The organism is Bacillus cereus group sp. BfR-BA-01383, from assembly GCF_022663495.1.
Taxonomy (GTDB): Bacteria; Bacillota; Bacilli; order Bacillales; family Bacillaceae_G; genus Bacillus_A; species Bacillus_A cereus_AU.
The window spans coordinates 1-24,455 of the sequence record NZ_JAKUFP010000049.1 but is presented as its reverse complement, the minus strand read 5'-3'; the positions used below and the strand labels follow the sequence as shown (position 1 = coordinate 24,455).

Genomic DNA, 24,455 nt, shown 5'->3' with positions numbered 1-24,455 from the left:
TACTTTTACTCGTTGTTTATTCCAGCGAGAAGATCCTTTCATTCTTCTAGAAAGAACACGCTGTGCTTTTGCCAACTTCTCTTCTAATGATCGAAAAAACTTCGGATTTTTATAGGTTGTTCCATCTGACAAAATGGCGAAATCTTTTAGTCCCACATCCATTCCAATGTAAGAATTTGTTTTCGGAAGCTCTTGCACTTCTGCTTCAACTAACAATGACACAAAGTATCTGCCAGAAGGGTTCCGTCTAACTGTAGCGTTTAAAATACGTCCTTTTACTTCACGACTTTTGGCAAATCGAACAAGACCTAGTTTTGGCAATTTTATTTTGTTTCCTACAACGGCAATGTTTTCATTTGTTTGTCTTGTGGTATAAGATTGTACGTTGTTCTTCTTAGATTTGAAACGCGGGGCATTGTTTTGTTTTTTGAAAAGGCGTGTATAAGCATCCGCAAGGTTGCGAACAGACGACTGAATCGCAATACTATCCACTTCTTTTAGCCAAACAAACTCTTTCTTCATGGCAGGAAGTTTGGCAGAGCATGTACCATATGTCAAACCTTTTCCTGTTTCTTTGTATGCATTATCCCATAGAGATAGGAAATGATTGAATACAAAACGAGAACAGCCAATCGTTTTATTGATTAGGGTCGCTTGTGCTTTATTTGGATAGATACGAAATTTATATGCTTTATTGATCATCATTCGTTTCACCCCCATTTCGGTTAGTCGTCAAACTATCGCTACTCTTGAAAAAAATAAATATAATCCTTCTCTAATTCTTGCTTTTAAAATTGCAAATATATTTGAAAAGTCAATAACTGACGTGTTCGATTATCAGGAGGAGTGAGACATATGTTGTGGTTAAAATCTTTATTTTTAGTTTTAATATTCATCAGTCAGATGTATGTAATAAAATTTCAATTAAGTGATGAAGCAAAAGACGAAAGAGGGAGAGAAATTCAATATAAAACAAATAATGTGTTGTACAACATCCTATATTTAGGTATCATTGCTATTATTATTTTGCAATCGATAGATATTGTTCCTTCAGAATTTCTACCTGATTTATTGTTATATTTTGTGCTTTCATTAAGTATGCTGGGCAGTATTTTTATATTTATCAACAGAAACAGGAAAAATTACTAATATGAGCTAGGCGATTGAACAAAATGTTTCTTTTAAAGGATCACCATATATGAGCACTACGTATTTGGCTTTCTCAATGACCAACATTACTTAATGTGGTAAAATAATATTTGGATGGGAGTCCAATGTTATTAAAATTAAAGTGGTTATCAAGTCGGAGGAAGGCACCTTAGGGTGTCTTTTCTTTTTAAAATATATAAGCGCACCATCCCTTTCCTAATAGGGGTCCCGCTACTTACCAATACTGGTAATAATTTTCAGCCTAACTGGTCTCCATTCATGCGTCCATAAATTACACATTAGATAAAATGTTTTTGTTCAATCCCATAGATAATGAAACTTCTCTTGAATAGATAGATTCATAAAAAAACGCCATCCTTTCTGTATATTTCTACAAAGAGAATAGCGTTTTTTTGTTTATATGGATACAAACTTATTTTAGCATGATAGCGATGGGTTACTGCCAGCATTTCGAAAAATCCCCACGTTTTTTTGAATTTAAACAAATGAAAAAGAAAGTAAATTGGTTATTTTGGAATAATCGCTTCCGAAATGCATTTATTTAGTATGATAAGTTCTTTTCGGAGGTGACGTATGTCAAAAGAAAATGAGTTTAACTCACATGAGATTCTGCATGGTGCTGCACTAGATCCAAGTTCGATCGGTCCTACACTATTGTCTGTTCCACCATACCAACTCCCTACAGGTCCGACTGGATCCACAGGACCACAGGGAATTACCGGGCTTCAAGGAATTACTGGACCTCCAAGTGAATGTTCATGTTCATGCAGCAATCTACTAGTTAATATAGAATTAAATGATTTTGTAATTGTTAAAACGACTTGTGGACCTGAATCAGGCACATTAGAATCAATAACTACAGGAGTGATTCAGCTTAAAGAAACGACCAATAATTCCGGTACTGTAAACACCATAAATATATGTTGCAAAACGATCTGTTCAATTAGAAGAGTTTTAATTAGTAAGATTGTTTTTACATCCACCCGAAATGGAAATGATGAGATCTATGTGATGAATGCGGATGGAACCAACCAGACACGCCTCACCAATAATCCGGCTTCTGACAATCAGCCAACCTGGTCTCCAGATGGACGAAAGATTGCTTTTACATCCACTCGAAATGGAAACGATGAGATCTATGTGATGAATGCAGATGGTTCCAATCAGACACGCCTCACCAATAATCCAGCTGATGACAATCAGCCAGCCTGGTCACCAGACGGACAAAAGATCGCTTTTACATCCACCCGAAACGGAAACGATGAGATTTATGTGATGAATGTAGATGGTTCCAGCCAAACACGCCTTACCAATAATTTGGCTTTTGACAATCAACCAGCTTGGTCACCAGACGGACAAAAGATCGCTTTTACATCCACCCGAGACGGGAACTCTAGGATTTATGTAATGAACGCCGATGGGTCCAACCAGACCAACCTCTCCAATAGTCCACTTGGTGACTTTGACCCAGCCTGGTCACCAGATGGACAAAAAATTGCTTTTACATCTTTTCGAGACGGACTCGGAAACACTGAGATCTATGTAATGAATGCAGATGGATCCAACCAGACCAACCTCTCCAATAATCCAGCTGATAATGACTTTGGACCAACCTGGTCACCAGACGGACAAAAGATCGCCTTTACATCCACCCAAAGCGGAAGCTTTGAAATATATGTGATGAATGCGGGTGGGGCCAACCAAACCAACCTCTCCAATGATCCACTTAGCGCCACTGACCCGGCTTGGTCTCTATTTATTAATCCATAAATTACACATTAGATAAAATGTCTCTGTTCAATCCCATAGATAATGAAACTTCTCTATTTTAAGGCCACAGCCCCGTTTACCTATTATTAATTTAGTAGTGGGTGATGTAGTGTTGGTGAGGTTTGCCTCCAGCCAAACTGAAATTGTCGTAGGAGATACAAGTACATTTTTTAGCGGAATACTATTACCCTAATAGAATAAAATAATAACTTTGAATAATGTATTTCAATAAAAAAAGGAGAGCCACAATCGGCTCTCTTGTCACATTTGGTAAAAATACGTAAAACTTTACCTCTAGTAAATGGAAATGATTTCTTTTATTATGAAATCAAATCACAGTATGTCCTTGTTATCTTTTAACATTTTGACGTACAACGCTAATTGTTTAGCGAAACGCCCTTGCTGACTTCCAGCTAGCTCCTCATAAGCTCTTTGGATGTTGTTACAAAATCTCACCAGTCGTAACAAAGAAAACATTGATATATTACAGTGAAAAAGACATCCTAAGGTGCCTTCCTGCGACTTGAACCATCTTAATTTTAATAATATGTATTGGACTTCCATTCAAGTATTATTTTACTATGTTAAGTTATTTCATTCATTGAGAAATATGAATCAAATCTATATTTTGTTGGAACGATCGATTCAAAAAAGATACTGTTAAGAGTGTCTTTTTACAATAAGTGTACTCTTGCAGTGAGAACATATTATTTCTTTTTGTTTGAAGACAAGGTGCTGCCTATTACAAGTTGGACAAATAATACCAACAGGTGTCAAACTTAACCGATAGCTTATAAATCCAATCAGAGCAAATACTATAGCGAATAAAATCTTCAAAAACGACACGGAAAAGATGAATGCAATTAGCATTAAAATAGATAGTGGTTTAGCTATAATTCGAGTATTAATAGTAGTTTGACTGTCTCTAATTGCTATAGCATCTACTCCTACTGTTTGAGGTGTGTATATTGTTTCATGATAATCTATTTTTTCCATGCTTGTCGGATTATTACTAAGTCACTTTTGATAAGAAATACCAGTCTCAGGAATAGAAGTTGTAACTTTTGTTCCTGATGGGCCGAAGCTAATACGAGCGCCTTTTACCCCAATACTAACTCCTATTCCTTTTTTGCTTGCGTTCAACCTAATACCAGGAGTTATTTGTTTACTCTTATGAAATCTAAATCCCATATTTAAGAGTCCTTTCTATTTATATAGTTTAATATTAAAAATATCATAACAAAATGTCAGAGATTATATTGTTGTATTTTGTAAATTTTATAAAGAAAAGACACCCAAAGGTGCCTTCCTCCGACTTGAACCACTTTAATTTTAATAATATGTATTGGGGTACAGACCCACATCCATCAACTTAAGATCCCATAATACCCTCAGAACGAAAAACGTGTGCATTTTGCTCGCTTTTTATTGTTTTGGAGTAACTCGTTCTTTTTAGCTTGATAGCGATGTGGTACTACCCCAAATAGGACAAATTGAAGAACAAAACCAAATGATAATTTCTAAGTTGCAAGCATCTGAAGAAACTGAAATTGAAATAAAAAAACAGTTATTGAAATCTCAAAAAAGGGAAAAAGAAAAAGATCAACAAATTGAAGATATGCAAAAAATGATTGAATATATTGCAAAACGAGATACAGCTTTTGATAAAAAAATTGAAGAAATTTATCAAGAAACTAAAAAACCTTGGTGGAAGAGATGGTAAGATACAGGGTTAACACTTGGTTGTATTTTATTCTTTTTAACAGGTTATTTAGAATAATAGAAAGATAAAAAAGCTCAGCTTTTATGAAAAAAAAGATGGGCTTTTTTGTTTGTTACCAATAAGTGGAGTTACTCGACGTTTACGGATAAAAAAACACTCGTTCTGGTTAAGAACGAGTGTTTTTCTTTTTAGGTTATCTAACAGGTATAAACTTCCATGAGCTAGGTTTTTGTTTTTTTTCACCTAGTACGATCCAATTTTTCTCTGCATTTATATTTTCATAATTTAATGGATAGTCATCTGTAAAAATATTATATTCTGTAGGACTATCCAGGTTAATTTTAATTTTAAAGTCAGCTAAACTATCCGATTTTTGAGCAAGGTGAATCCAACTAGAATAATTAGACCAATTTAAATATTGAAATTGGTCGTAATTTGAGTGCTTCATGCGAAGATATATACTCTCCCCGTGGTGTAGCTTTGCATCATTTTCTTTGTAGAATTCAAATTCTATAGGTGTACCAGATAAAGCATTGTTTTCTTTACTTGCAAGTGAGACATAATCGTAACGGTTTGCTACATACCATTCAAATGTTAGACCTTGATAAGGAGATTCACTTGGTACGATATAATAGTTTTTCCCTGCTTCTATGACGTTTCCTTCTATATCATAGATTAATGCAGTCTCTATACTTGGAGCTTTCACATTTTCAGTAAAAGTTTTAAACCAAAGATTTAAGAAACCTGCTGTATTGCGCTGAGCTTCTCCTAAGCTTCGCTGCACAGCTGGGGTAACCATTTCTTGCCACAATTGTGCCTTACCACTATTATAATACTTAAATGTTTTATCATTAGTAATATTTTGGATTTCAGGTTTAGCTACTCGGGCTGCATAATCAATCCATTCTTCAGGTGTGGATAGAGAGTCGTTATAATTCCCCCCAGTATTGACTGCAAATTGATTTTGAATGGTTGTAACATAATTTTCAAAGTAGCTATGATATTTTATAGCTCTCGTATCAATTGCGGTAAAATTTGCTGCATGCATAGGTTGGGTAGCATCTGTAAAGTAGTGCGTGGCTACTCCTAAGTAATAGAAAGCTTTTTCATAGTCTTTATTTCGTAAATATTCTCCAGATTCATAAAAGTATTTCTTACCTTGTGTAAGAGCCGTTGGATTTGTTTCTCCTCTATAATTTTCTTTAGTATCAGGATCATAAAAATGTGATTTCCATCCGCCTTTAAAAACGCCGCCTATTCCTGTTCCACCATCGTTAAACTCTGCATTATAATCTGCATCATATAATCCTTTAGAAAATAGATCTTTATATTGCGGATAATTTAAAAAGTCCACAGCCTGCTTATTTGCTTCAATATTAGATTCTGTTTTCATAATTTCAATAGCTTGTTTTGCAATCCATAAATGTGTACTTTTATCAGAATGATACGGAGCTTCTGCAGACCATCCTGCAGTAATAGGATCATTCTCAGTTAAATCAATTTGATCGAGATGAGCATAGCTACTTTGAGGAGATACTCCTAAAATAGTTAAAGTCACTCCAGCTATACATAGTGTTGATGCGAATTTTTTCATTTTTTTATTCCTTTCTAAATATAAAGATTCTTATGCAAATATTCATCATAATAACGTAATATCAACAGGGAAATATCTCTAATAAAAGTGCGGTTAGCAAAGGCTAACTGCTTAATTTTTCTCTTAAAGGGATACCACCACATCGATCAACTTAAAAGTTTTAAGTTGACCCCAAACAATAATTTTCTTTCTCTACCTCTAGTTATATATAAAATCGCGTCTTATTTAAACATATATTTTTATGTAATTTTACATATACAAATATAGGGAATCGAACAACCTTCCATTTATTATATTAATGAAAGACCGTTGTCCTTAGACTATTGAAATTATGATGTTTTAAGTTAACAATCTATATCCATCAATTTAATAATTTTATAGCATCCTCAAAATAAAAAAGTTTGTACATTTTTACCTGAAGTTATCAATTTTCTCGTTTTTGGGACAACCTGTTCTGTTAGGTTGATGGCGATGTATGGTGACCCCTAATACCTTAAATAATACAAGAATCCCAATGTAACTAATTTATTAGTGAGTTTTTTTATTAAAACATACGATACGTGAAATTAAATATTAATCTTAAAAAAAGCCCCTTGAAAGGAGCCTCTTATTTTACAAGGTATTGTTCTATTTCTTTTATTAATAATTCTGCACCTTCCGGACTTAATGCTATCTTACCATCTGCTAATGATATTTTGCGATTTGACTTAACCTTCTTCCAGTCACCTAATGACAATTTGCTGATATGCATCAACAATATTAGGTAACTAGAAGAAGAGCAAAAGCTCTCCTTATTAACGGTAACATTCAATCAGTACCATCTGCTGGTTTCGGATTTTATGTGCCGTCATTATAAAACCGTTTAGACAACATATAGATTATAAAGGAATCCTTATGAGTTGTGTTTTCCGCCACTTCTCACAATACAAATATATCACGTTGATTCCAAAACAACCGGCACATTTACTGCCAAAAAGCGGTCACGACTCTGCCACATATTTTCATACACTTTATTCCTCAATTACTCCTAAAAATTTCTGAATTCAATTTGAAGTGATTCCTTTAATTAACAGTATCTTCACCATTACCTTTTAATAGATTATTCGAACTGGAATTAATCTTACTTTCTGCTAATATATATATTAGATATTATGTAAAATTTGAGAGGAGATCTAAATAATGAGTAAGAAAAAGAAAAAGCCTAGTGAATCTACTCTTGCTAAACAAGCAATCGCTAAAAAGTATCAAAAAGAGTATGGAAGTACACCCATTATCGTTTCTACCAACTTAGAAGGTATGCGAACTGGTTATGCTGCTGTAGCAACTGACCATATTCAATTATTCAAATACAATAAAGATGTAAATGATGTTGTCAGTATTGCTAAATACTACTTTATTAATTATTCCACTGTTCTAGTAGATCACTTTGCTATTAAATCCGTATTCGAGTTTAATAGATCAGGAACACCATTTCGTTTTATCCCAACAGAACAAGGAAAAGACATCGAGCGCTTTATCGAAAATAACACCTCTATTGAAATACATAAGGTACGTCGTAAGTGGTACAAAAAAATACTTGGTTTCCGCTCTAATACAAAATGGAAAATGGTTGTAGCATGTATAATATATTTATTTATTCTCACAGCTGGGATTAGCGGAATGATAGATAATAAAAATGAAAATACAGCAGCCCCCACAACAAAAGTTGTAGATACAGATGCTACTAAAAAAGATAACGAACAACAGAAACTTGAAGAGCAGCGTAAACAAGAAGAGTTACAAAAACAACAAGAAGAGCAAAAGAAGCAAGAGGAACAACGAAAACAACAAGAATTACAAAAACAACAAGAAGAGCAAAAGAAGCAAGAGGAACAACGAAAGCAACAAGAATTACAAAAACAACAAGAAGAGCAAAAGAAACAAGAAGAACAGAAACAAAGCGTACAGCAACAACCAAACAATAATCTCCCCCAAGGAAATTACAATTTTAAAAGCTGTAAAGAAGCCAAAGCAGCTGGATTCTCAAATATCACAAGAGATCACCCTGCTTATTCCTCTAAGTTAGATAGAGATGGTGACGGATTAGCTTGTGATAAATAAAAAAGGAACCTGCATAGGTTCCTTTTTTTATACTTATAAATACCATCTTCACCACTTACTCATATCTTATATTGTGTGTAACTGACCCATCCGTTGAATCCCTTACTATTATTGACTTAATTAAACTTTCTCTTTTGAGTTACACAGTACAAAATTTATGAGTAACTATATAGGGGTACCACCACACATCCATCAACTTAAGGTATATTTTCATACAAAGTGTGGTCTTTCACGTTGTTTTTATTATCTTTTATAGATTATAAAAAAACTTCCTTTAAACATCTAAGGAAGTTTTTTTGTTTAATATGTTAAATTCGTGGGGTTCGTCCCCGCCAAGCAAGCCAGCATTCTAGCCAAAAAGCAATCTTTAGATCAAAAAATAAGAATAAAACCAATGAATAAATATTTAATTTATGTTTTCTCAATCTAATTTTCATAATCTTCAAGTTCATAATCTGTCATTAAATATGAAGAGGGATCCTCTTTTATAAACCGTGCCGCATTTAGCCCGATCATCTGAGCAGCGGCGGACGGATTACCATCTGGTAAAATAGGTGAAATGGACAGATCGGCAACCTTAAGATTTTTGGTACCAAATACATTGAGGAAACCATCGACAACCCCTTCTTGAATCGTCTGTCCCATCCGACAATGCCCGCCTATAGAGAAGTTTGTGTAAGAAGATTTTACATAATTTTCAAGCTGTTTTTGTTTGTTAGGATCGTTATCAGGTAGCTGGAATATACTCTCGGGAGGATATACAACTTTCCCGATGCCGTTATTTGGGTATTTCAGGGGATCTCTAGCCTCTACAATCATATTATAAATTTTCTTATATTGATTAACCATATACGTAAGGTCATTGGGATCTTCTAACGGATTGAAGTTAAGAGATGGATAAGCCTCTGGATCACTATGTTCCACTAGCACTGAACCCCTGCTTTTTGTATTCACGTCTATAATACCAAAACTCATAATACTTGGGGTGGTTTGGAATGTTAAATCTAAACTCCAACCATTGCTGATCACATCTGAAGCAGGGATAAAAAATGGGATAGGAGCCCCTATTAGTTGGAGACGACGACCTTCTAGTAGATTCATTGGATTCTCTGCTTGGAAAGCACCTAGGATAAGTGGATAATTGGGATCAGTAAAAAATATCGGAAGGATTTGGGCGGTATCTATCTCAACCCCCAATCCAACATAACCTTGAGTTTGAAGATTGTGACCCACATTTGGACTCTCTATCAATGTTGGTATACCTGCTTTAGCCAAATCATCCGATTTACCGATTCCTGAACGTTGTAGGATGACTGAGGAAAAAAGTCCAGCAGAGATTATAATACCCTTTCTTGCAAACCTTCTATGTGAAACGCCATCCTTGACAAATTCAACACCAACCGCAATGTTTAGTCCATCTTTTTTCTTAAATAAGATTTTGTTAACGGTTGTTTTTGCTAAAATAACCAAATTTCTTCCACCAACTCCAAATTCATCTGGATGGAACTGGTTTCCTTGACTGACAATCTGGTCATTTAAATACCCTGTTGCCGTTGAGGATCGGACGAATTGACCGGGGCTAACCTCTTTTTGAATAATTTGCGTTTTATAAAATGTACAATCCCTTATGCCCGTATTATAGTCAGTAGCAATCGGTGTTCCTAATACGGTGTTTGTTGCTTGAACTAACGTATTGATCAATCCATTAGGGGGAATACTCTGTTGCCTAATAAAAATCGGCCCTTGTGTTCCTCGTTCATTAGGGCTTTGCGTCGATCCTGTATAGGTTTCATTTTTTACAAATAAGGAGCTAACCTTGTCGTAACTCCATTGATCACCAACTAGGCTTGCCCACTGGTTATACAACTCTTTACTCCCACGTACAGCGTACATGTCACTAATTTCTGAGCTTCCCCCTATGGTGCGACCATTTGTTGCAATAAGTGTACGTGCAATAGTTGACTCTAGTTCAGAAGTAACATTAAAGCTAAACCTGTTACCGCGGGTTGTATTAATGGCGGCAATAACGCTAGGGTTACTTAGCTCATTCGTCATATTTGTTCCTGCTTCAAGCACGAGTACAGAAGTACTTTTGTCATCCGTTAATTCTTTGGCAATCACCCCTCCAGCAGTTCCAGCACCAATCACGATATAATCAAATTTGGTAGGGTCTATAGGGTTTATAGGCTCTGGAATTGCTGGAGGAAATGCACAAGGAAATAATGAATAAGGAAATTCATGAGGATTGAAACAATTTCTATTTTTTGATGACATGAATAATCAAGCTCCTTTTTTTGGATTTAGTATATTAAATGTAAAAAAAGAATCTGTTTCTTGTATCAGTGTCTTTACTTTTTAAAAAATGTATGTTCTATACATGTAAGGTTAACATAACGTCTCATTATCAGAAGTAACCAAATCCCAGAAAGCCATTTATACCGGGATTTTACCAGCTTTCTGTTCCCTCCGCTGTATGCAAGATTTCATACATTCCTGTCACAACAGCATTGGGCAGTTCAAACCGTTCTCGTAGCCTGCATGAAATCCTGCGTATAAAATCCGCGTTATCGCTATCAAGCTAAGAAAATACAACTCCCCCAGAACGAGATTTTGTCCTAACTTTTAATAAAAAAGCTCATTTTTTCGTTTTGGGGTGGATTTGTTTTCTTAAGTTAATGGGCATGTATGGTGACCCCTAAATACATAAGTTAGATAAAAAGGTATAGCATCCATAACGGGTGCTTTTTCTTAGTTATATAGAAATTACACATTAAACGTGAATTTGAACAGAATGGACATTTGGATTAAAGGATATCTATATAAATAGGTAGAATTTAGTTATTTGGTTCACATTTTAATCCAAGGGGTACAAATTCGATGCGACGTGAAAAGGATTTGTTGAAACAATGGAAGGCGGATTTGCAAGCTATTCAAGAGGAGAAAAGGCTGAAGAAGAAGACTAAGAAAAAGAGCAAGAAATATAGTGTTCCTGGTAATACAGCTGATTTCATGAATGGCAAGAATACTTATCGTAAAGAGAATGGGGTATGGAAGCAAAGAAATAAATAATGTAAGGATAAATGAATTTGATTAAGTTTATAGCAATTATTGTAGGCGCTGCCGTGATCTGGGTGGCGTCTTGTTTTATTTTGCGAAGGAAGTGACGGGATGTTTTGGTTGGGATGCCTCAATGGGTATTTAGTAGGTACGCTTATTACTTTACTGATGGTTTACTTTGGTTATCGGATTAGCGAGATGAACAAGGCAGAAAAGTGGCATGATGAGTCGGTGTTGAAGAAAATGGAACAGTTAAAGGCGTTAAGAGATGATAAGGGGTGAGGGGATGATTAATAAAATCAAACAATCTATCGTTACGACCGACATTTATATCGGTTTATGGATTGAGGGACTCAGACGATAATCCTAACAAAACAAACGAACACAACGAACGAAAATAGAGGAGGAATAATGAATTTCGGACAAGCGCTTGAGGAAGTAAAACAAGGAAAAGGAATATGATTGCCACAATGGAGTGAGGATGTTATTATCTGCGCTCAGTACCATGATGAACATAGTAAAATGAATGCTCCTTATGTTTTATAGTTGCGCGTAACTATATGTATATTTATGATGTATATATTAATCTTAAATATAGTTTTATGTCATTCTATAAGAATGCTACATTCTTCTCTATTTACCTATACTTATATTTTTGCTAATTAATTATGATGTAGATATTAATTTAAAGTTATTTATACGAAATAACTAAATGGATTTTTTAGGAAGAGCAAATGATAAACCCTTCGGTTTTCTTAATTCACATAATTTTCAAAATTAAAATCTATAGATGTTAATATTTGTTATATAATATACTTGTCAAAGCATTACCCCTGTAGTTTCTATGATGAATCTGTAAGATAGTTTGTTTGTCCCGTGTATTCACCTTAAACAAAAAGAACTTGTAGGAATCACTACAAGTTCTTTTGCGTTTCTTATTGTATTAGAAAAGAGCCTTTTAAATATAGCAGAAACAATAATGAAATGTTTATTTCTCGTTTGCTAACTAAAATTTTGCATTTTATGTAGCCTTGGAATAAAGTTTGATAAAAGAGGCAAATGGAAAAAGCGTGTTTAGAAAAAAGATTGATCAAAACACACTTTTTCTATATTCAATTGAATCATCCTTTTATAAAAAAGTTTGATAATTTTTGTTATCCTTTCTCAATTAAAGCGCCCGTTTGTTGAACAAGCCTCATCACTTTCTATTGCATATATTCACGAACTGTATGGTACGTCTGTAACGATCTTGGAAGGTAACTGTATAATACCAAAGCTCCATAAAAAAACAGCATGTGTCCAAGCCTCCATTAATATATATTCATGAAAGAACAATAGTTGAATATGAAAGACAGGATATATAATTATGTAAATTGGAGGAAAAAGAATGTTTAAACCTAATCCTGCTAATACAGCAATTGTCATAACGGACCCACAAAATGACTTTCTGTCCCCTGGAGGTAAAGGGTACCATTTAACAAAAAATATTATTGAGCAGTACAACACACTAGGTAACCTTGAACTTCTAATGAGTACAGCCATGAGTAAAGGATATCAACTTTTTATTTCCCCCCATTATATTTATCCACATGATTATAGTTGGCAATTTACTGGAGCTGAACAAAAAATGCTATTAAAGCTTCAGGTATATCAAAAACAAAATGCTTATATTTCTCCTACTGTAGGCGCTGACTGGGTTCCATCACTTACGCCTTACATTTTAGATAATCGAACAATCATTGCGACCGCCCATAAAATTGCCAGCCCACAGACAAATGATTTAGTTTACCAATTACGTCAGCAAAGGAAAGAAAAGGTCATTTTGGCAGGTGTCCTATCAAACGTTTGTGTGGAATCACATATGAGAGACTTAATCGAAAATGGATTCCAAACAGCTGTTGTTTATGATGCCACTGCCACTATAAGTGATAAGGACTTTCAAGCAGCAGTTACAAATTATCAGGCATTCAGCAGTGCTACCTGGTCAACTCAACAGGCGATTTACCAATTATAAATACATTCAGTAAAAAAACACCGGCCCAAGAGTTTATTAATCTAACCGGCCCCGTTAATCGAATAAGAAAAAGACTGTCGCAACAGCCTTACTTTATTGAACGCAAGCACCCGTTAGCTTAATTAGAAAGTGCAATTAAACAGTAATGGTGCCATTATTCCACCATTCAATAAATGTTTCTAACGATGGGGCAACCCACGTTCTGCTATCGTTTTCATGATTCCAAACATATACATCATCTTTTTGTATGACTCCATTTAATATTGCATACCCAAATAAGTCGCCATTTCCTCCATCTGCAAAAAACAACAGACAATCAAAAGGCATATACAAATTCTTAAAATCATCAAAATTCCTTAAATTCAGATTCTCTTCAAGAATTTGTTCAATTGACCAAATGAAAGGACAGTCGTATTCTTCGGACACTCCATTGGTTTCATTCAATAGACTGGATAAACCATTAGGTAATTCAACATTAAGTTTTTCTTTGATTTTGGATATTTCAGCTTTAGTTGCAGGAACTTTAAATTGAAAATCTGTTGAAACATTACTGATAAAAGTCTTCCGCATAATCCGTATCCTTTCTTAAACCCTTTTTCTGTTTGCATGTTCATTTTACCTGTTTGTCTTATTGTTTTTAACTGCTCCGTTAGTTGAAGTACAAAATTTCACAATCTCTTCTAAACTTTAACCTAGATATCTAGGTGTTGTTCAACAATCTGGCCCGATTGTTGAACAAAGAAATACCCTACAAAATGGATTTTTTATCAAACTTTTTTGCAAATTATCAATCTTTATTATAAATGATCGAACTTTATTTTAAATTAACAGGTTTGGAATAACGTTTGATCAAAAATGTTCTGCAAATCCTTATTTAGTAAGAACTCGAAAGAAAGTAAGCGTCAAATATTCCACACCTACTATTTGTAAATAACCCATGAGATAATCTCCTCACATACTACATGTGGAGGTTTTTTTATGAAAAGACACCTATTAAAGAAAGAATGGGAAACGTATATTCAAGACTATAAAAACAGCGGATTATCAAAAGTTGCCTGGTGTCAAAAACAGAACCTACCGGTTCATCGACTATATTACTGGATGAAAAAATTATCGCCTGAAACGGAAGATCAAAATGAAAATGAGCGTGTGAATTGGATTTCTATGAATGTCCCTGTCGTAGAAAAAAACATACATGCCACGATTCGAATTCACATGCAAGGAGCAACCATTGAATTAGATGTACCTTTTACTCCGCAAGTGCTCCTACAAGTGATGCAGGTGGTGAAGCAACAATGGTATCAGAGATTGTGATTGAAAAAGTATATCTTGTACAAGGGGCTACAGAGTAAAACCAATCATCCAATATACTGATAGATAATGCAAAAAATAAATTTCTAAATGGGATGTTATTTTTTAATAAATCTTTATATGTTAAAGGAGAATTTTTCTTCATTCTTTACACCTTCTTATTCATTAACACCAATCATTATTCAACCAGTGAATTTAGAAAACCCTAGGGCAAGTAAGGGATTTCCCATTATCATTTGATGTAATGCTAAGCATATACGGAACAGCAACATGTGACCAAGCCTCGGCAGTTGGAGAACTCGATACATACTCTGGTGCACATGATTGTAGCATCGAAGTATGAATGCCTCCACCTGGATCTAGCGCAACTACTGCCAATTTTTTCGGTAATTCTAGTGCCATTGATTGAGTTAAACCCTCTATAGCAAACTTGGAAGCGCAATACGGTGCAAGCTCTGCCTCACCAGAACGTCCCCAACTTGAACTAATATTGATTATGCTCCCTCTTTTATTATGAATCATAGCTGGTACAAATGCCCGTATCACATTGACTACACCATTCACATTGATATTCATAACATTTGCAAATTCTTCCGAAGAAATAGTCCAAAGCGTTGCATTTTTATTAACAATAGAGGCATTATTAATAAGTAAATCTGGTGCACCGTATCGCTGAAGTATATATTCTCCCCAAGCTCTAACAGCCTTATCGTCCGAAACATCAATGGATTGAAAATCATGTTTACTGTCAAATTGTCCCTTGATTTGTTCTATCTTACTTTTGGAACGACCACATCCAACAATCAACCAACCTAGTTCAGAAAAACGGTCAATTAATGACCGACCTAATCCTTGTGTTATCCCAGTGATTACCACAAGTTTTTTACTATTTTCTCTATCCATTTGTTTTCTCTCTCCCTTTCAACATTTTGATTCTTAAATTTATTTTACATTTTTTCAATTAATGATACTTGCTACATATTGACTAGATTTTTTACAACTTTAGTAGTAGAATAAAAATTTTCATAAAATGGATTTTTTTGAAAGTTGCTACCCTTAAGACAGAACAATAGAAACTATCTCAAAAGGCCCTTTTAAATAACAAAACTCACAAAGAAAATAGTAAGCGTATATATTTTGGGTGTTTTTGCCCATCCCCTCGAAAAGGGGGAATAAGAAAAGTACCCATTTTCAAGACTGGGTACTTTTTTGTAAGATATATTCATATTCCTTAGCTCGTCTATAAAACGTATTACTGTTCATTCCTACTTTTTCATCACTTCTACAGCTGTAATTTCATTGTTTTTCCATTCTTAGTAAGTCACTATAAAATTATCATTAATCTCAATTTTTCTACGATCAAATTTAATCCCTTTTTGAAGAGCAATTGTAATTCCTTCTTTTTGGCGTTCACGAAAGAAACCATTTTGAATGGACTCTTTGTTTTATAAAAAAGGCCGAATCAAGCTCATTTAGAAGTCTTTGATTGAAAGGGTAAAGCATCGCATCTTTTTTAGAAACGTCGCAACTTTGTTCAAAACATCGCGTCTTTCTTATAAACATCTTGACTCTATTTCAAATTCATATTGACAATAAATCCCATATTGATTTCAAGTGAATTAGGAGCACGTTTAAAGTCACAAAAGATGCCTTCAATTATTGAAAGCATCTTTTATTATTAAGCGTCATCCTCTTTCGAAAACTTAGTTGCTAGTGAACAAACAATGTATAAACAATATAACTGAAGATATAACATCACATAATTTTCCTCAGCAAATTCAATTAAATATTTCTCTGTTTTTATTTCCCTATCTTTAAAAGTTAATTTTTGTTCAATAGAATCATACTCAACAGAAGAATGATTTATAGCATTTCGTATTCTACTATTTAGAACCGTTAAGTCATTATATCTAGGGATATCGGAAGATATGCTTTTTAGGTATTGAATTCTTATTCCAATGTTAGACGTTTTATAGCTTCCTCAACGTTCGATATAGCTTGCTTGTAAATAAGTCTTTGCTTACCATCAACTATCATAAGTACAGTAAAACGTTCCATTGCAACAAGTCTCTCACTGATTAAAGTTTCATTCTATTCCATTCACAAGGTACTATACAATATCCTTTTTTTGATGTCATATAGTTTTTTATCTTTCAGTTTCTTTTTTACGTTGTTGCTGCTGTCTTTGGTGCTCTTGTCTTTTTATTTCCACTTCTTTTTCTTTTCCTAAACTTCCATAAAGTAAATTTCGTTCTTTTGTCATTAATGACAACTTATAATGCAATTCAGCTTCATCAGTTATATCATAATTCTTTTTTAGATAGTTCATATCACTTTTGGCAACATCATACTCTTTAAATTCATGATAATGTTCTTGTTTAAATGCCATTTTATTTTCAGCCTTTTTATACGCCACAATTAAAGGATGACTCTTTTTATAAGTTCGAAAACAGCCCTTCATTTTATTCAATCTAAAAATCTCATTATCAATTCCTAAAAGTTGCTTTTCAAAGCTGTCAATTAACGCTTCCTTATTTGCTTCAATTTCTTCAAGTTCCGAAATCGAAACATTGAGTTTATATAGCTTAGAGCTTAATTCATTTAAGTAATTAATATTTTGTTTAGTAGCCCACCTTTGAAGTCCCTTATTATTTTTAAATTTTTCTTGTGATTTATCTATCCATTGTCTGTTCATTATGCTTGTTTTGATTGGTGAATAACCTTTATTTTCTATTCTGTATTTGATCGAAGATTCAAGGTAATTAAATCCCATTGTTTTAGTGCGCATAAACTTCCCTGACTTCGGATTCTTAAACGATAGATATTTTCCTTGTTTATGCTCATATCCTTCTCTTTGCATTAATCCTAAAAACTCATCAAACGAATTTGATCTTGATATGCTTTTATCAATTGTTTCCTCTAAATTTCCTTTGAAGGATTTTTTCTTTGATCTAGCTACATACTCGTTAAAAGCTAAATATTTTTTTCTCCCCTTTCTTCCTTCTTCAATTATTGACAAACCATACTTTTCGGAGATTTTATCATTTTCTTCTCGTAATCTTTCTAAAGTATTTACACGCTTTGAATCAAACATTTTTAATTTATTAAAATCAATATCATTGAAAATAATATGATTGTGTAAATTATCTGTTTCTGTATGTGTAATGACTGTATATTGATGATTGCCCTTCAGATAATTATCAGCAAATTCTACTCCATATTGGTGAACTTGTTCTGGTGTTAAATTATCATCACTGTCAAACGATTGTATTATCATCCTTGCACTCATGTTTTTATCACTTTTATTCTTTTCATTGTAGTCAACTAAAACACTTTTAAAATCCCTATCTATCGTTTCTATAGAACACTCGTAAGATGTAACTAATTCTTCGTTTGTTTTATGGGCTTGCATACTGTAATTAATGACAGCTTTCAAGTCTTTGATTTTTTGTATTTTTACAATAGACATTGTAATCAATCCCTACCTAATAAATTTCATATTCATCTAATATATCTTTCAGTTCAAACCAATCATCATCTTCAAAAACATTATCAAGTTTAGATAACTTAAATTTCAATTTCTGCGCAAAAATAAAAATGCTATCGGCCAATTTTATTAATTGATTCTCATCTAACTTATATAGCGTATCTCCATATAAATATTGCCAAACATATTCTGTTACTTCTTTACCTTGTTCAGGCGAGTTTTCTATACATTCTATGATATAAATAAAATCTTCTTTTATCTTTTCGTACACTTCTTCTAATACTAATTTTTTTGGTATCTGTATTTGATTTTCAGTTAACGATTGTATTAATTTTTCCTTTTGTTTTTTACTCAAGCTATCACTATTAAACTTGGTTTTTAAATCAATTAACCTGTCATACTCGGTATTTATTAAATTGATGATTTTTTTCTGATTAACTCTAAGAAAATCAATATCGCTATCAGTGTAAATTCCGTCTGTATTGATCCTTCTAATTAAGCTGTTTATATTCTTACCAATATAGTTTATTTCTTTAGTTAAATCCCTATAAGCTTTCATATCAACTTCAAGTTTAAAATGTGTTCTTGCACTATCAATAAGAAAAGCTGAAACATTTTTATATCCTAATTCAATTGCTTTATTTTTTATATAATCTTTTTCCTCATGCTCTAAAGACATTTGCAAATATGTTGTTCTTCTTTTGGCCATAATACACACTCCTTTTTTTAAAAAAATCGAGCGAAGCGACAACAAATATATAAGCAATTTTGCAAAAAATAGCTTATATATTTGTAAAAGTCGTAGGAATCTCCTACCAAGTCAAAAAAGTAGTTTTTGGGGTTTGTCATGACAAACCCGTAGCTTGCCCTTTACTAAAACCTCAATAAATATTTCAGAAAATTATAACATCTTCAACCAAAATATGGTATAATTTAGTTGAATAATTTATAAAGGGGTTGGTATCTGAATGACGAATGTAGATGAACATACACAGGTTGCATTCGAAGTCGTAGCACAAACCTTTAAATTATCGGAGCAAGCTTTATTACGGATTTTAGAAGCATTGACAAAGTTACTTGAAAATAAAGAACAAGATCCAAAAGATTATATCCTTGATGGAAACACAAAAGATGGTAAACAAAAAATCAATGGGCTTATTAAAAAACATAGTAACACTGGTGGTGTTATTGCTTTAGATAAAAACTTAACTAAGGAACAATTCAAGGATTATCAAAAGGAATTAAAAAAATTAGGTGTAGATTTTTCTGTTGTGAGAAATGGTAAAGAGGACTATTCTTTCTTCTTCTCAGCAGCACAAGCAAGTGTAATTGAAAAAGCATTAAAAAATATAGTTGAAAGAAAAAACTCAGAGTTAGAAAAATAAAAGTTAATAAAAAAGAAGAAGTTGGCTTCGATAAAGATGAAAAATTACAGGAGATCATAAAGCCCCATCTTAATAAAGATGTTGTGAATCAATTAAAAAAAGATATAAAAGCACATGGTGAAGAAGTAGGGGTTTGTGTAGTAACAGAACAGAAACGGCAATAACCTGTATTTTTGCTTCACTATACCTAACAATTAGGTGTTTTTCATAAAAATAAAGTAAAGATCTTGATGATTAAAAATTTAATGCTTGTTAAAACTATCAAAAACGGTTGTTATTGTTATTTTGAGTGTTCCAATCAAAAAAAAAGAACGTCTTATGATTAGACGCCTGGTATTTTTTATTCATAGCTAATAAAAAAGTAGGTTTTGGTCATACTTTACTTGATAGAGGTCTAGTAATCTTTTAGCTAAGGGAGTGTTCATAGATGTTCTAATCTTCCTTTCAAGTTCACTAATAACATTATTAGAACATGATATGGCTCGTGATACAGCTAATTGACTTAAACCTAAACCTTTACGAAGTGAAATAAGTTCTTCTATGCTAATTACTTCTGTAATATCCAATATCCCTTTCTGTCTATCTATAGAACGGTATGTATTATATTTTTCTTTGATGAACAAATTTGTATCTTCATACAACCAATCTAGAATAGTCAACACTTGCCTTTTTCCACTCCAAGCTAACTCATAGAGGGTATTTTCCGAAGTAGAGGTTTTTGTAACTTTAGGTTTGATTTTCATATAACTTACGGAGCAATTTCTACAAATCGCTTTACGTACGCCTTCTAAAATTTTTTCTGTCCCATAAAATGTCACTTTTTTACTTTGAGGATTTATGTTACCGTCCCCACATAATAGCCCTCTACAAAAATGGCGTTCATATTCAAGTGGAATGGTTGTAGGGTATTTAATATCAAACGTTTTATGAAATATCAGTGGTAGTTCTAATTGTTTTCGAACATCTTCGGCCATAATTTTCGAATGAACAATTGCTTTTTTCCATAGTAAAAGTTTAGTCACTCCTTTATAGGTATACTTATAAGATCCATCTCGTAGTTCATCAGTGCTATCGATATGTTTTAAAAACAATTCTAAAATGTTATGTGATGATTCTTTAAGACTTATACTTATTCCTGTTAATACACCTGTTTTTGAGTTTTTTCGAAAAAAACCATCAGCTGCAAACAATCCTAAAAAATATACTTTGTCAGCCGAATCAAGTTTTTCAAAATAGCTGGTGTTGCAATTATGTTTACGAAAAGCTTGTCTAGATTCTAAAGTCGGTTTGTATTCTTCAACTACAATATTATTTTTATGTAAGACTTGTAGTATCGTACCTGATCTAACATTATAATGTGAGGCGATAATTCTGGTTGGAGTTCCATCTAAGTACTTCTTTATGATAGCAGGCTCATCATCTATAAATATTTTCTTAGTACCTGCTGGTCTTAAGGATATTCTGTTTTCATGTAGTATTTTTAATACGGTTTTAGCACAGTGTCCATATTTTTTGGAAATTATTTTAGAACTTATCCTTTTGTCTACATACTCAATTAAGATACGTTTTAAATGAGATTGAGAAAATCTTTTTGCCCCATTGTATTGAAAACCATTAATATTTTTTTCCAGGACATTTAGTACATCATCAAGTGTAATTTCTAATTCTTCAGAGATCTCATTTATGTAATAAGAGCAATCATACATTTTAATTACTTTCTCTCGCATGAAAACACCTCCTATTAAAGGGGTATCCACTTTGATTAAAAATATACAATAGATACTTGATTTGTCTTTCCTTTTCATTGGATAGGGGCAGCGTCCCAACAAAAAGAAGACTGGAATTATCTCCAATCTTCTTCTACTCTCGGCATATTACTTCGATTATAGTATTCATAAAATATTTCGCTCACAAACTTATGACGTTGCTCGTTTGACTTCCATTTATCCAGATAGGGGTGCCGCCACATCGCTATCAAGCTAAGAAAAACAAATACCCCAAAACGAAAATTTTGTATTTTTTATATTAGTAAGGCTCATTTTTATTTAATGAGAATGCATGGATACTCTATTTGTAATATTACCGCAACAATCGTAATGATTATTCCGAAAATTGAAAAATGAATTTCGATTCTAAGAGCATTTCTGGTTGTTTGATTGGATTTTGAGAAAGAGTAAGGTAAATCCTTTTAAAGCAATATAACACGAAAAATAGATACCTTTATGCATCTTAAATTAGCATAAATAAGAATACATAGGGAGTTTCAACTTGTTTGAATTTAAAGTGTTTTTAACTCCGATGAAACATGAATCATTCTAATTATTAGTAAAATTAGAATGATTCATGTGGAAAGAAGGGGTTAATGTGAAAGAAACAATTAGTAGTTATGAAGATTTATTGAATATGTTAGACTCATTATTGCGCGAACCAACTCAATTTTGGGATGATTTTTATTCCAATCGTGAAAAGGAGATTTCCTTTTTCACCAATAAACCGGATGAGAACTTAGTTAGTTATTTTGAAAAAAAATTACTTAATTCAGGAAAAGTTCTTGAGCTTGGATGCGGTTCAGGCAGGAATGCAATTTACTTTGCTGAAAACGGATGCTTAGTTGATGCAATAGATTTATCAAAGGAATCAATTCACTGGGCAACAGAACGAGCAAAAGAAAAAAATGTAAATGTGAATTTTATTCATGACAATATCTTTGATTTACAAATTGAAGAAGGCACATACGATATTGTGTATGATTCAGGATGTTTTCATCATATTGCTCCACACAGGAGAATGAGTTACATAAACTTAGTAAAAAAAGCTTTAAAACCAGGTGGTTATTTTGCAATCACTTGTTTTGTTCAAGGTGGAGAATTAGGTGGAGCAGACATAACAGATTGGGAAGTATACAGACTACGGAGTCTTAAAGGAGGACTAGGCTTTACAGATGAAAAGTTAAGAACCATCTTTAAAGACTTCTCTGAAATAGAAATACGTAGAATGAAGGGAATTAAACAATCAAATGAAGTATTTGGTATGCCTGCGTTATGGACAGCCTTATTTATGAAAAATCTTACTGAGTAGTAATAGGAAGAAATTCGTCATAACCCCTCCATATGGTAATTATTTCATAAAATATTTTAAATCTATAAATTTCTCTGTATAATTTTTGTAAGAATCTTAATCTTTAGAAACGGAGTGGAAAATATGAAAAGTTTTGGTACGTTAGTAATTTCTACCGTCCTTTCAGCAGGCTTATTATATTATAATGTCGATTCTTTTTATAAAAAGTTCACATCAGGGAATACATATTACTGGTTAAACGCTATCCTAGCTGCTGGATTCCTTATATCCTTAATTATCAACATAAAAGATATTATCAAGAAAAACTACACAACTTCTGAATCGAACTAAGGAGCCTATTATGGTTCCTTTTTCTATGCAAAATAAAAAAGCAGCGGATTCGCTACTTAAATTCTTTTGCTTTTGCATAAATAGTAGAACGCGGAACTCCAGTCATTTTGGAAATATCATTTACACTCAGGTCATTTTCTTTCCTATTAAAAAATAAGTTCATAGCTTGTTTTACTTGTTTTTCATCTTGACCTTTACGTCCCATATGTTTCCCTTGTGCTATCGCTCTTTCTCTTCCTTCTGCTGTACGCTCATTGATTAAGTCTCTTTCAAATTCAGCAATAGCACCCAGCATTGTAAACATAAGTTTTCCTGAAGGTGTAGAAAAATCAATTTGCTCTTTTATAAATACAACTGATATATCTCGTTCCTTTAATTCTTTTACAATCTTTTGCAAATCAAAAGTAGAACGTGCTAATCGGTCTATCTTGTATACAACCAATTTATCACCTGAACGCAAATATTCTAATGCTTTCTTTAATTCTTCTCGATCACTTTTCGCTCCGCTCTGCTTTTCAGTGAATATTTTTGTACAACCATATGTTTCTAGCTTTTCAATTTGCAATCCTAGCTCTTGCTCTCTTGTACTAACTCGTGCATATCCCACCAATTCCATAAAATCATCCCCCTGATACCGTCTAAAAGTATCAACTTTTAGACAGAAGAACGGGACATTTATCTTCTTTCGTTGAGTTCGTTTGTTTTGTTATCCTTATCTTTACTTAACAACAAACAAGACGCCACTCAGATCACGGCAGCGCCTACGAGAATTGCTATTGGTTTAATCATTAATATGCCAATGGTCCCAACTCGAGTTGAATCCCTGAGAATGTGTAGTCATATGTAAATCCAACAATACGAATGCCCGGAGCGTATTTATGTTCTAAATCCTCGTTGTACGTTTTCTTATAATATTCTAACTTAGTATCCATGTTTTTCTTACCATTAATAATCACTTCATCACCAGGAAATCCATCCATTTCAATCTGAACTGCCACATACTCCGCGCCTTCACTTGCCGCTTCATTAAAACACTGTTCTAATCCTTCTAATGTTAATTCCATCATTCATCCTCCTATTCAAATGTCCATTTTGTACAAAATAAAGAGCACCTTACGATTGCAGGTGCTCAAATATATGAAGTGGGGCTACCCCATACTACAATATATGCTTGTCCTTATTAAAAAGTGCAAAATAAAAAGAGTACCCGTCATTAGGTACCCTTCAACAAATAAGTATGGTGCTCCAAGTTTCACCTCATATGATAACTCGTCCCACGAATTCATTATATGCTTGTCTTATTAGAATGTTCACTGGTTTAATGTGTAATTTCTATATAACAAAGAAAACATACTAAGATTAGTAGTGCAGACCAAGGCATTGGTTCGCACTACTATTTTTTATATAGTAGAAGTGAAGAAAAGGTCGTGGGTGCT

The 24,455-nt window shown here is 33.3% G+C and carries 23 protein-coding genes and 5 pseudogenes; 12 read left to right on the top strand and 16 right to left on the bottom strand.

Features of this window, described 5'->3' with window-relative positions; all coding sequences use genetic code 11:
* On the bottom strand, positions 1-705 hold a 705-nt coding region (locus MR065_RS25095; protein ID WP_242215443.1), incomplete at its 3' end, for a transposase.
* Between the two features lie 13 nt (positions 706-718).
* Here MR065_RS25095 and MR065_RS25090 point away from each other — a divergent pair.
* The 3 genes and pseudogenes from MR065_RS25090 to MR065_RS25080 all read left to right on the top strand — a co-directional run.
* Positions 719-850, top strand: a pseudogene (locus MR065_RS25090) (helix-turn-helix transcriptional regulator); the annotation flags it as partial.
* 5 nt (positions 851-855) lie between these two features.
* On the top strand, positions 856-1,149 hold the full coding sequence (locus MR065_RS25085) for a hypothetical protein (protein ID WP_242215442.1): 294 nt from the start codon (positions 856-858) through the stop codon (positions 1,147-1,149).
* Between the two features lie 594 nt (positions 1,150-1,743).
* Positions 1,744-2,940: a DUF5050 domain-containing protein gene (locus tag MR065_RS25080; RefSeq protein WP_313895171.1), complete on the top strand. Its 1,197-nt coding sequence runs from the start codon at positions 1,744-1,746 to the stop codon at positions 2,938-2,940.
* Between the two features lie 333 nt (positions 2,941-3,273).
* On the opposite strand, the pseudogene MR065_RS25075 reads toward MR065_RS25080, so the two are convergent.
* From MR065_RS25075 to MR065_RS25065, 3 genes and pseudogenes are all read right to left on the bottom strand, one after another.
* Positions 3,274-3,384, bottom strand: a pseudogene (locus tag MR065_RS25075) (XRE family transcriptional regulator); the annotation flags it as partial.
* Between the two features lie 216 nt (positions 3,385-3,600).
* Positions 3,601-3,936, bottom strand: a complete 336-nt coding sequence (locus tag MR065_RS27525; protein ID WP_277927541.1) for a DUF2614 family zinc ribbon-containing protein — start codon at positions 3,934-3,936, stop codon at positions 3,601-3,603.
* A gap of 21 nt (positions 3,937-3,957) precedes the next feature.
* Positions 3,958-4,131 carry a DUF4236 domain-containing protein gene (locus MR065_RS25065; protein WP_242215441.1) on the bottom strand — a complete coding sequence of 58 codons (174 nt, stop codon included), beginning with the start codon at positions 4,129-4,131 and terminating at the stop codon, positions 3,958-3,960.
* Positions 4,132-4,450: 319 nt separating this feature from the next.
* On the opposite strand from MR065_RS25065, the gene MR065_RS25060 reads away from it, so the two are divergent.
* A complete protein-coding gene (locus MR065_RS25060) occupies positions 4,451-4,663 on the top strand; it encodes a hypothetical protein (protein ID WP_242215440.1) in 213 nt (70 codons plus the stop codon).
* Positions 4,664-4,856: 193 nt separating this feature from the next.
* On the opposite strand, the gene MR065_RS25055 is transcribed toward MR065_RS25060, so the two are convergent.
* Both MR065_RS25055 and MR065_RS25050 read right to left on the bottom strand, forming a co-directional pair.
* On the bottom strand, positions 4,857-6,257 hold the full coding sequence (locus MR065_RS25055) for a zinc dependent phospholipase C family protein (protein ID WP_242215439.1): 1,401 nt from the start codon (positions 6,255-6,257) through the stop codon (positions 4,857-4,859).
* A 607-nt stretch (positions 6,258-6,864) separates the two neighbouring features.
* Positions 6,865-6,963, bottom strand: a pseudogene (locus tag MR065_RS25050) (AbrB/MazE/SpoVT family DNA-binding domain-containing protein); the annotation flags it as partial.
* A 473-nt stretch (positions 6,964-7,436) separates the two neighbouring features.
* On the opposite strand from MR065_RS25050, the gene MR065_RS25045 reads away from it, so the two are divergent.
* Positions 7,437-8,357, top strand: a complete 921-nt coding sequence (locus MR065_RS25045; RefSeq protein WP_242215438.1) for an excalibur calcium-binding domain-containing protein — start codon at positions 7,437-7,439, stop codon at positions 8,355-8,357.
* A 426-nt stretch (positions 8,358-8,783) separates the two neighbouring features.
* Here the strand turns inward: MR065_RS25045 and MR065_RS25040 are convergent, their stop codons facing one another.
* Entirely contained in the window at positions 8,784-10,631 is a 1,848-nt protein-coding gene (locus MR065_RS25040; RefSeq protein ID WP_242215437.1) for a GMC family oxidoreductase, read from the bottom strand.
* Positions 10,632-11,234: 603 nt separating this feature from the next.
* Between MR065_RS25040 and MR065_RS25035 the strand changes: the two genes are divergently transcribed.
* The 3 genes from MR065_RS25035 to MR065_RS25025 all read left to right on the top strand — a co-directional run bounded on the left by MR065_RS25035 (position 11,235) and on the right by MR065_RS25025 (position 13,428).
* On the top strand, positions 11,235-11,426 hold the full coding sequence (locus MR065_RS25035) for a hypothetical protein (RefSeq protein ID WP_242215436.1): 192 nt from the start codon (positions 11,235-11,237) through the stop codon (positions 11,424-11,426).
* 108 nt (positions 11,427-11,534) lie between these two features.
* Entirely contained in the window at positions 11,535-11,696 is a 162-nt protein-coding gene (locus tag MR065_RS25030; protein ID WP_242215447.1) for a hypothetical protein, read from the top strand.
* Positions 11,697-12,801: 1,105 nt separating this feature from the next.
* The gene (locus MR065_RS25025; protein WP_242215435.1) at positions 12,802-13,428 is read left to right on the top strand and encodes a cysteine hydrolase family protein; all 627 of its coding nucleotides are present in this window, start codon (positions 12,802-12,804) and stop codon (positions 13,426-13,428) included.
* Between the two features lie 135 nt (positions 13,429-13,563).
* Here MR065_RS25025 and MR065_RS25020 read toward each other — a convergent pair whose 3' ends face one another.
* Positions 13,564-13,998, bottom strand: a complete 435-nt coding sequence (locus MR065_RS25020; protein WP_242215434.1) for an SMI1/KNR4 family protein — start codon at positions 13,996-13,998, stop codon at positions 13,564-13,566.
* Between the two features lie 408 nt (positions 13,999-14,406).
* Between MR065_RS25020 and tnpA the strand changes: the two genes are divergently transcribed.
* Positions 14,407-14,742 carry an IS66 family insertion sequence element accessory protein TnpA gene (tnpA, locus tag MR065_RS25015; protein ID WP_242215433.1) on the top strand — a complete coding sequence of 112 codons (336 nt, stop codon included), beginning with the start codon at positions 14,407-14,409 and terminating at the stop codon, positions 14,740-14,742.
* Between the two features lie 192 nt (positions 14,743-14,934).
* Here the strand turns inward: tnpA and MR065_RS25010 are convergent, their stop codons facing one another.
* The 5 genes and pseudogenes from MR065_RS25010 to MR065_RS24995 all read right to left on the bottom strand — a co-directional run bounded on the left by MR065_RS25010 (position 14,935) and on the right by MR065_RS24995 (position 18,935).
* Entirely contained in the window at positions 14,935-15,642 is a 708-nt protein-coding gene (locus tag MR065_RS25010; protein WP_242215432.1) for an SDR family oxidoreductase, read from the bottom strand.
* Between the two features lie 288 nt (positions 15,643-15,930).
* Positions 15,931-16,154 (bottom strand): annotated as a pseudogene (locus tag MR065_RS27835) (DNA recombinase); the annotation flags it as partial.
* A 535-nt stretch (positions 16,155-16,689) separates the two neighbouring features.
* Positions 16,690-16,806: pseudogene (locus tag MR065_RS27940) on the bottom strand (LSm family protein); the annotation flags it as partial.
* A 79-nt stretch (positions 16,807-16,885) separates the two neighbouring features.
* Complete coding sequence (locus MR065_RS25000; protein ID WP_242215431.1) at positions 16,886-18,208, bottom strand: relaxase/mobilization nuclease domain-containing protein; 1,323 nt, start codon at positions 18,206-18,208, stop codon at positions 16,886-16,888.
* 16 nt (positions 18,209-18,224) lie between these two features.
* Positions 18,225-18,935 carry a hypothetical protein gene (locus tag MR065_RS24995; protein ID WP_242215430.1) on the bottom strand — a complete coding sequence of 237 codons (711 nt, stop codon included), beginning with the start codon at positions 18,933-18,935 and terminating at the stop codon, positions 18,225-18,227.
* Positions 18,936-19,194: 259 nt separating this feature from the next.
* Between MR065_RS24995 and MR065_RS24990 the strand changes: the two genes are divergently transcribed.
* Positions 19,195-19,611 (top strand): DUF3801 domain-containing protein, encoded by a 417-nt coding sequence (locus tag MR065_RS24990; protein ID WP_242215429.1) that lies wholly within the window; start codon positions 19,195-19,197, stop codon positions 19,609-19,611.
* A 350-nt stretch (positions 19,612-19,961) separates the two neighbouring features.
* Here the strand turns inward: MR065_RS24990 and MR065_RS24985 are convergent, their stop codons facing one another.
* Positions 19,962-21,338 (bottom strand): helix-turn-helix domain-containing protein, encoded by a 1,377-nt coding sequence (locus MR065_RS24985; protein WP_242215428.1) that lies wholly within the window; start codon positions 21,336-21,338, stop codon positions 19,962-19,964.
* 637 nt (positions 21,339-21,975) lie between these two features.
* Here MR065_RS24985 and MR065_RS24980 point away from each other — a divergent pair.
* The gene (locus MR065_RS24980) at positions 21,976-22,689 is read left to right on the top strand and encodes a class I SAM-dependent methyltransferase (RefSeq protein ID WP_242215427.1); all 714 of its coding nucleotides are present in this window, start codon (positions 21,976-21,978) and stop codon (positions 22,687-22,689) included.
* 123 nt (positions 22,690-22,812) lie between these two features.
* On the top strand, positions 22,813-23,019 hold the full coding sequence (locus MR065_RS24975; protein ID WP_000834525.1) for a hypothetical protein: 207 nt from the start codon (positions 22,813-22,815) through the stop codon (positions 23,017-23,019).
* Between the two features lie 52 nt (positions 23,020-23,071).
* Here MR065_RS24975 and MR065_RS24970 read toward each other — a convergent pair whose 3' ends face one another.
* Positions 23,072-23,635 (bottom strand): recombinase family protein, encoded by a 564-nt coding sequence (locus tag MR065_RS24970; protein ID WP_242215426.1) that lies wholly within the window; start codon positions 23,633-23,635, stop codon positions 23,072-23,074.
* Positions 23,636-23,807: 172 nt separating this feature from the next.
* Positions 23,808-24,083, bottom strand: coding sequence for a hypothetical protein (locus tag MR065_RS24965; protein ID WP_242215425.1), 276 nt, complete (start codon positions 24,081-24,083; stop codon positions 23,808-23,810).
* Between the last annotated feature and the right edge of the window lie 372 nt (positions 24,084-24,455).

Excerpts from the sequence above, each read along its gene's own strand:
- MR065_RS25000 (WP_242215431.1), bottom strand. The coding sequence starts at position 18,208 with ATGTCTATTGTAAAAATACAAAAAATCAAAGACTTGAAAGCTGTCATT.
- MR065_RS25010 (WP_242215432.1), bottom strand. The coding sequence starts at position 15,642 with ATGGATAGAGAAAATAGTAAAAAACTTGTGGTAATCACTGGGATAACA.
- MR065_RS25065 (WP_242215441.1), bottom strand. The coding sequence starts at position 4,131 with ATGGGATTTAGATTTCATAAGAGTAAACAAATAACTCCTGGTATTAGG.
- MR065_RS25040 (WP_242215437.1), bottom strand. The coding sequence starts at position 10,631 with ATGTCATCAAAAAATAGAAATTGTTTCAATCCTCATGAATTTCCTTAT.
- MR065_RS24995 (WP_242215430.1), bottom strand. The coding sequence starts at position 18,935 with ATGGCCAAAAGAAGAACAACATATTTGCAAATGTCTTTAGAGCATGAG.
- MR065_RS24975 (WP_000834525.1), top strand. The coding sequence starts at position 22,813 with ATGAAAAGTTTTGGTACGTTAGTAATTTCTACCGTCCTTTCAGCAGGC.
- MR065_RS27525 (WP_277927541.1), bottom strand. The coding sequence starts at position 3,936 with ATGGAAAAAATAGATTATCATGAAACAATATACACACCTCAAACAGTA.
- MR065_RS25060 (WP_242215440.1), top strand. The coding sequence starts at position 4,451 with ATGATAATTTCTAAGTTGCAAGCATCTGAAGAAACTGAAATTGAAATA.
- MR065_RS25045 (WP_242215438.1), top strand. The coding sequence starts at position 7,437 with ATGAGTAAGAAAAAGAAAAAGCCTAGTGAATCTACTCTTGCTAAACAA.
- MR065_RS24985 (WP_242215428.1), bottom strand. The coding sequence starts at position 21,338 with ATGCGAGAGAAAGTAATTAAAATGTATGATTGCTCTTATTACATAAAT.
- MR065_RS24965 (WP_242215425.1), bottom strand. The coding sequence starts at position 24,083 with ATGGAATTAACATTAGAAGGATTAGAACAGTGTTTTAATGAAGCGGCA.
- MR065_RS25025 (WP_242215435.1), top strand. The coding sequence starts at position 12,802 with ATGTTTAAACCTAATCCTGCTAATACAGCAATTGTCATAACGGACCCA.
- MR065_RS25020 (WP_242215434.1), bottom strand. The coding sequence starts at position 13,998 with ATGCGGAAGACTTTTATCAGTAATGTTTCAACAGATTTTCAATTTAAA.
- tnpA (WP_242215433.1), top strand. The coding sequence starts at position 14,407 with ATGAAAAGACACCTATTAAAGAAAGAATGGGAAACGTATATTCAAGAC.
- MR065_RS25055 (WP_242215439.1), bottom strand. The coding sequence starts at position 6,257 with ATGAAAAAATTCGCATCAACACTATGTATAGCTGGAGTGACTTTAACT.
- MR065_RS25085 (WP_242215442.1), top strand. The coding sequence starts at position 856 with ATGTTGTGGTTAAAATCTTTATTTTTAGTTTTAATATTCATCAGTCAG.
- MR065_RS25035 (WP_242215436.1), top strand. The coding sequence starts at position 11,235 with ATGCGACGTGAAAAGGATTTGTTGAAACAATGGAAGGCGGATTTGCAA.
- MR065_RS24990 (WP_242215429.1), top strand. The coding sequence starts at position 19,195 with ATGACGAATGTAGATGAACATACACAGGTTGCATTCGAAGTCGTAGCA.
- MR065_RS24970 (WP_242215426.1), bottom strand. The coding sequence starts at position 23,635 with ATGGAATTGGTGGGATATGCACGAGTTAGTACAAGAGAGCAAGAGCTA.
- MR065_RS25080 (WP_313895171.1), top strand. The coding sequence starts at position 1,744 with ATGTCAAAAGAAAATGAGTTTAACTCACATGAGATTCTGCATGGTGCT.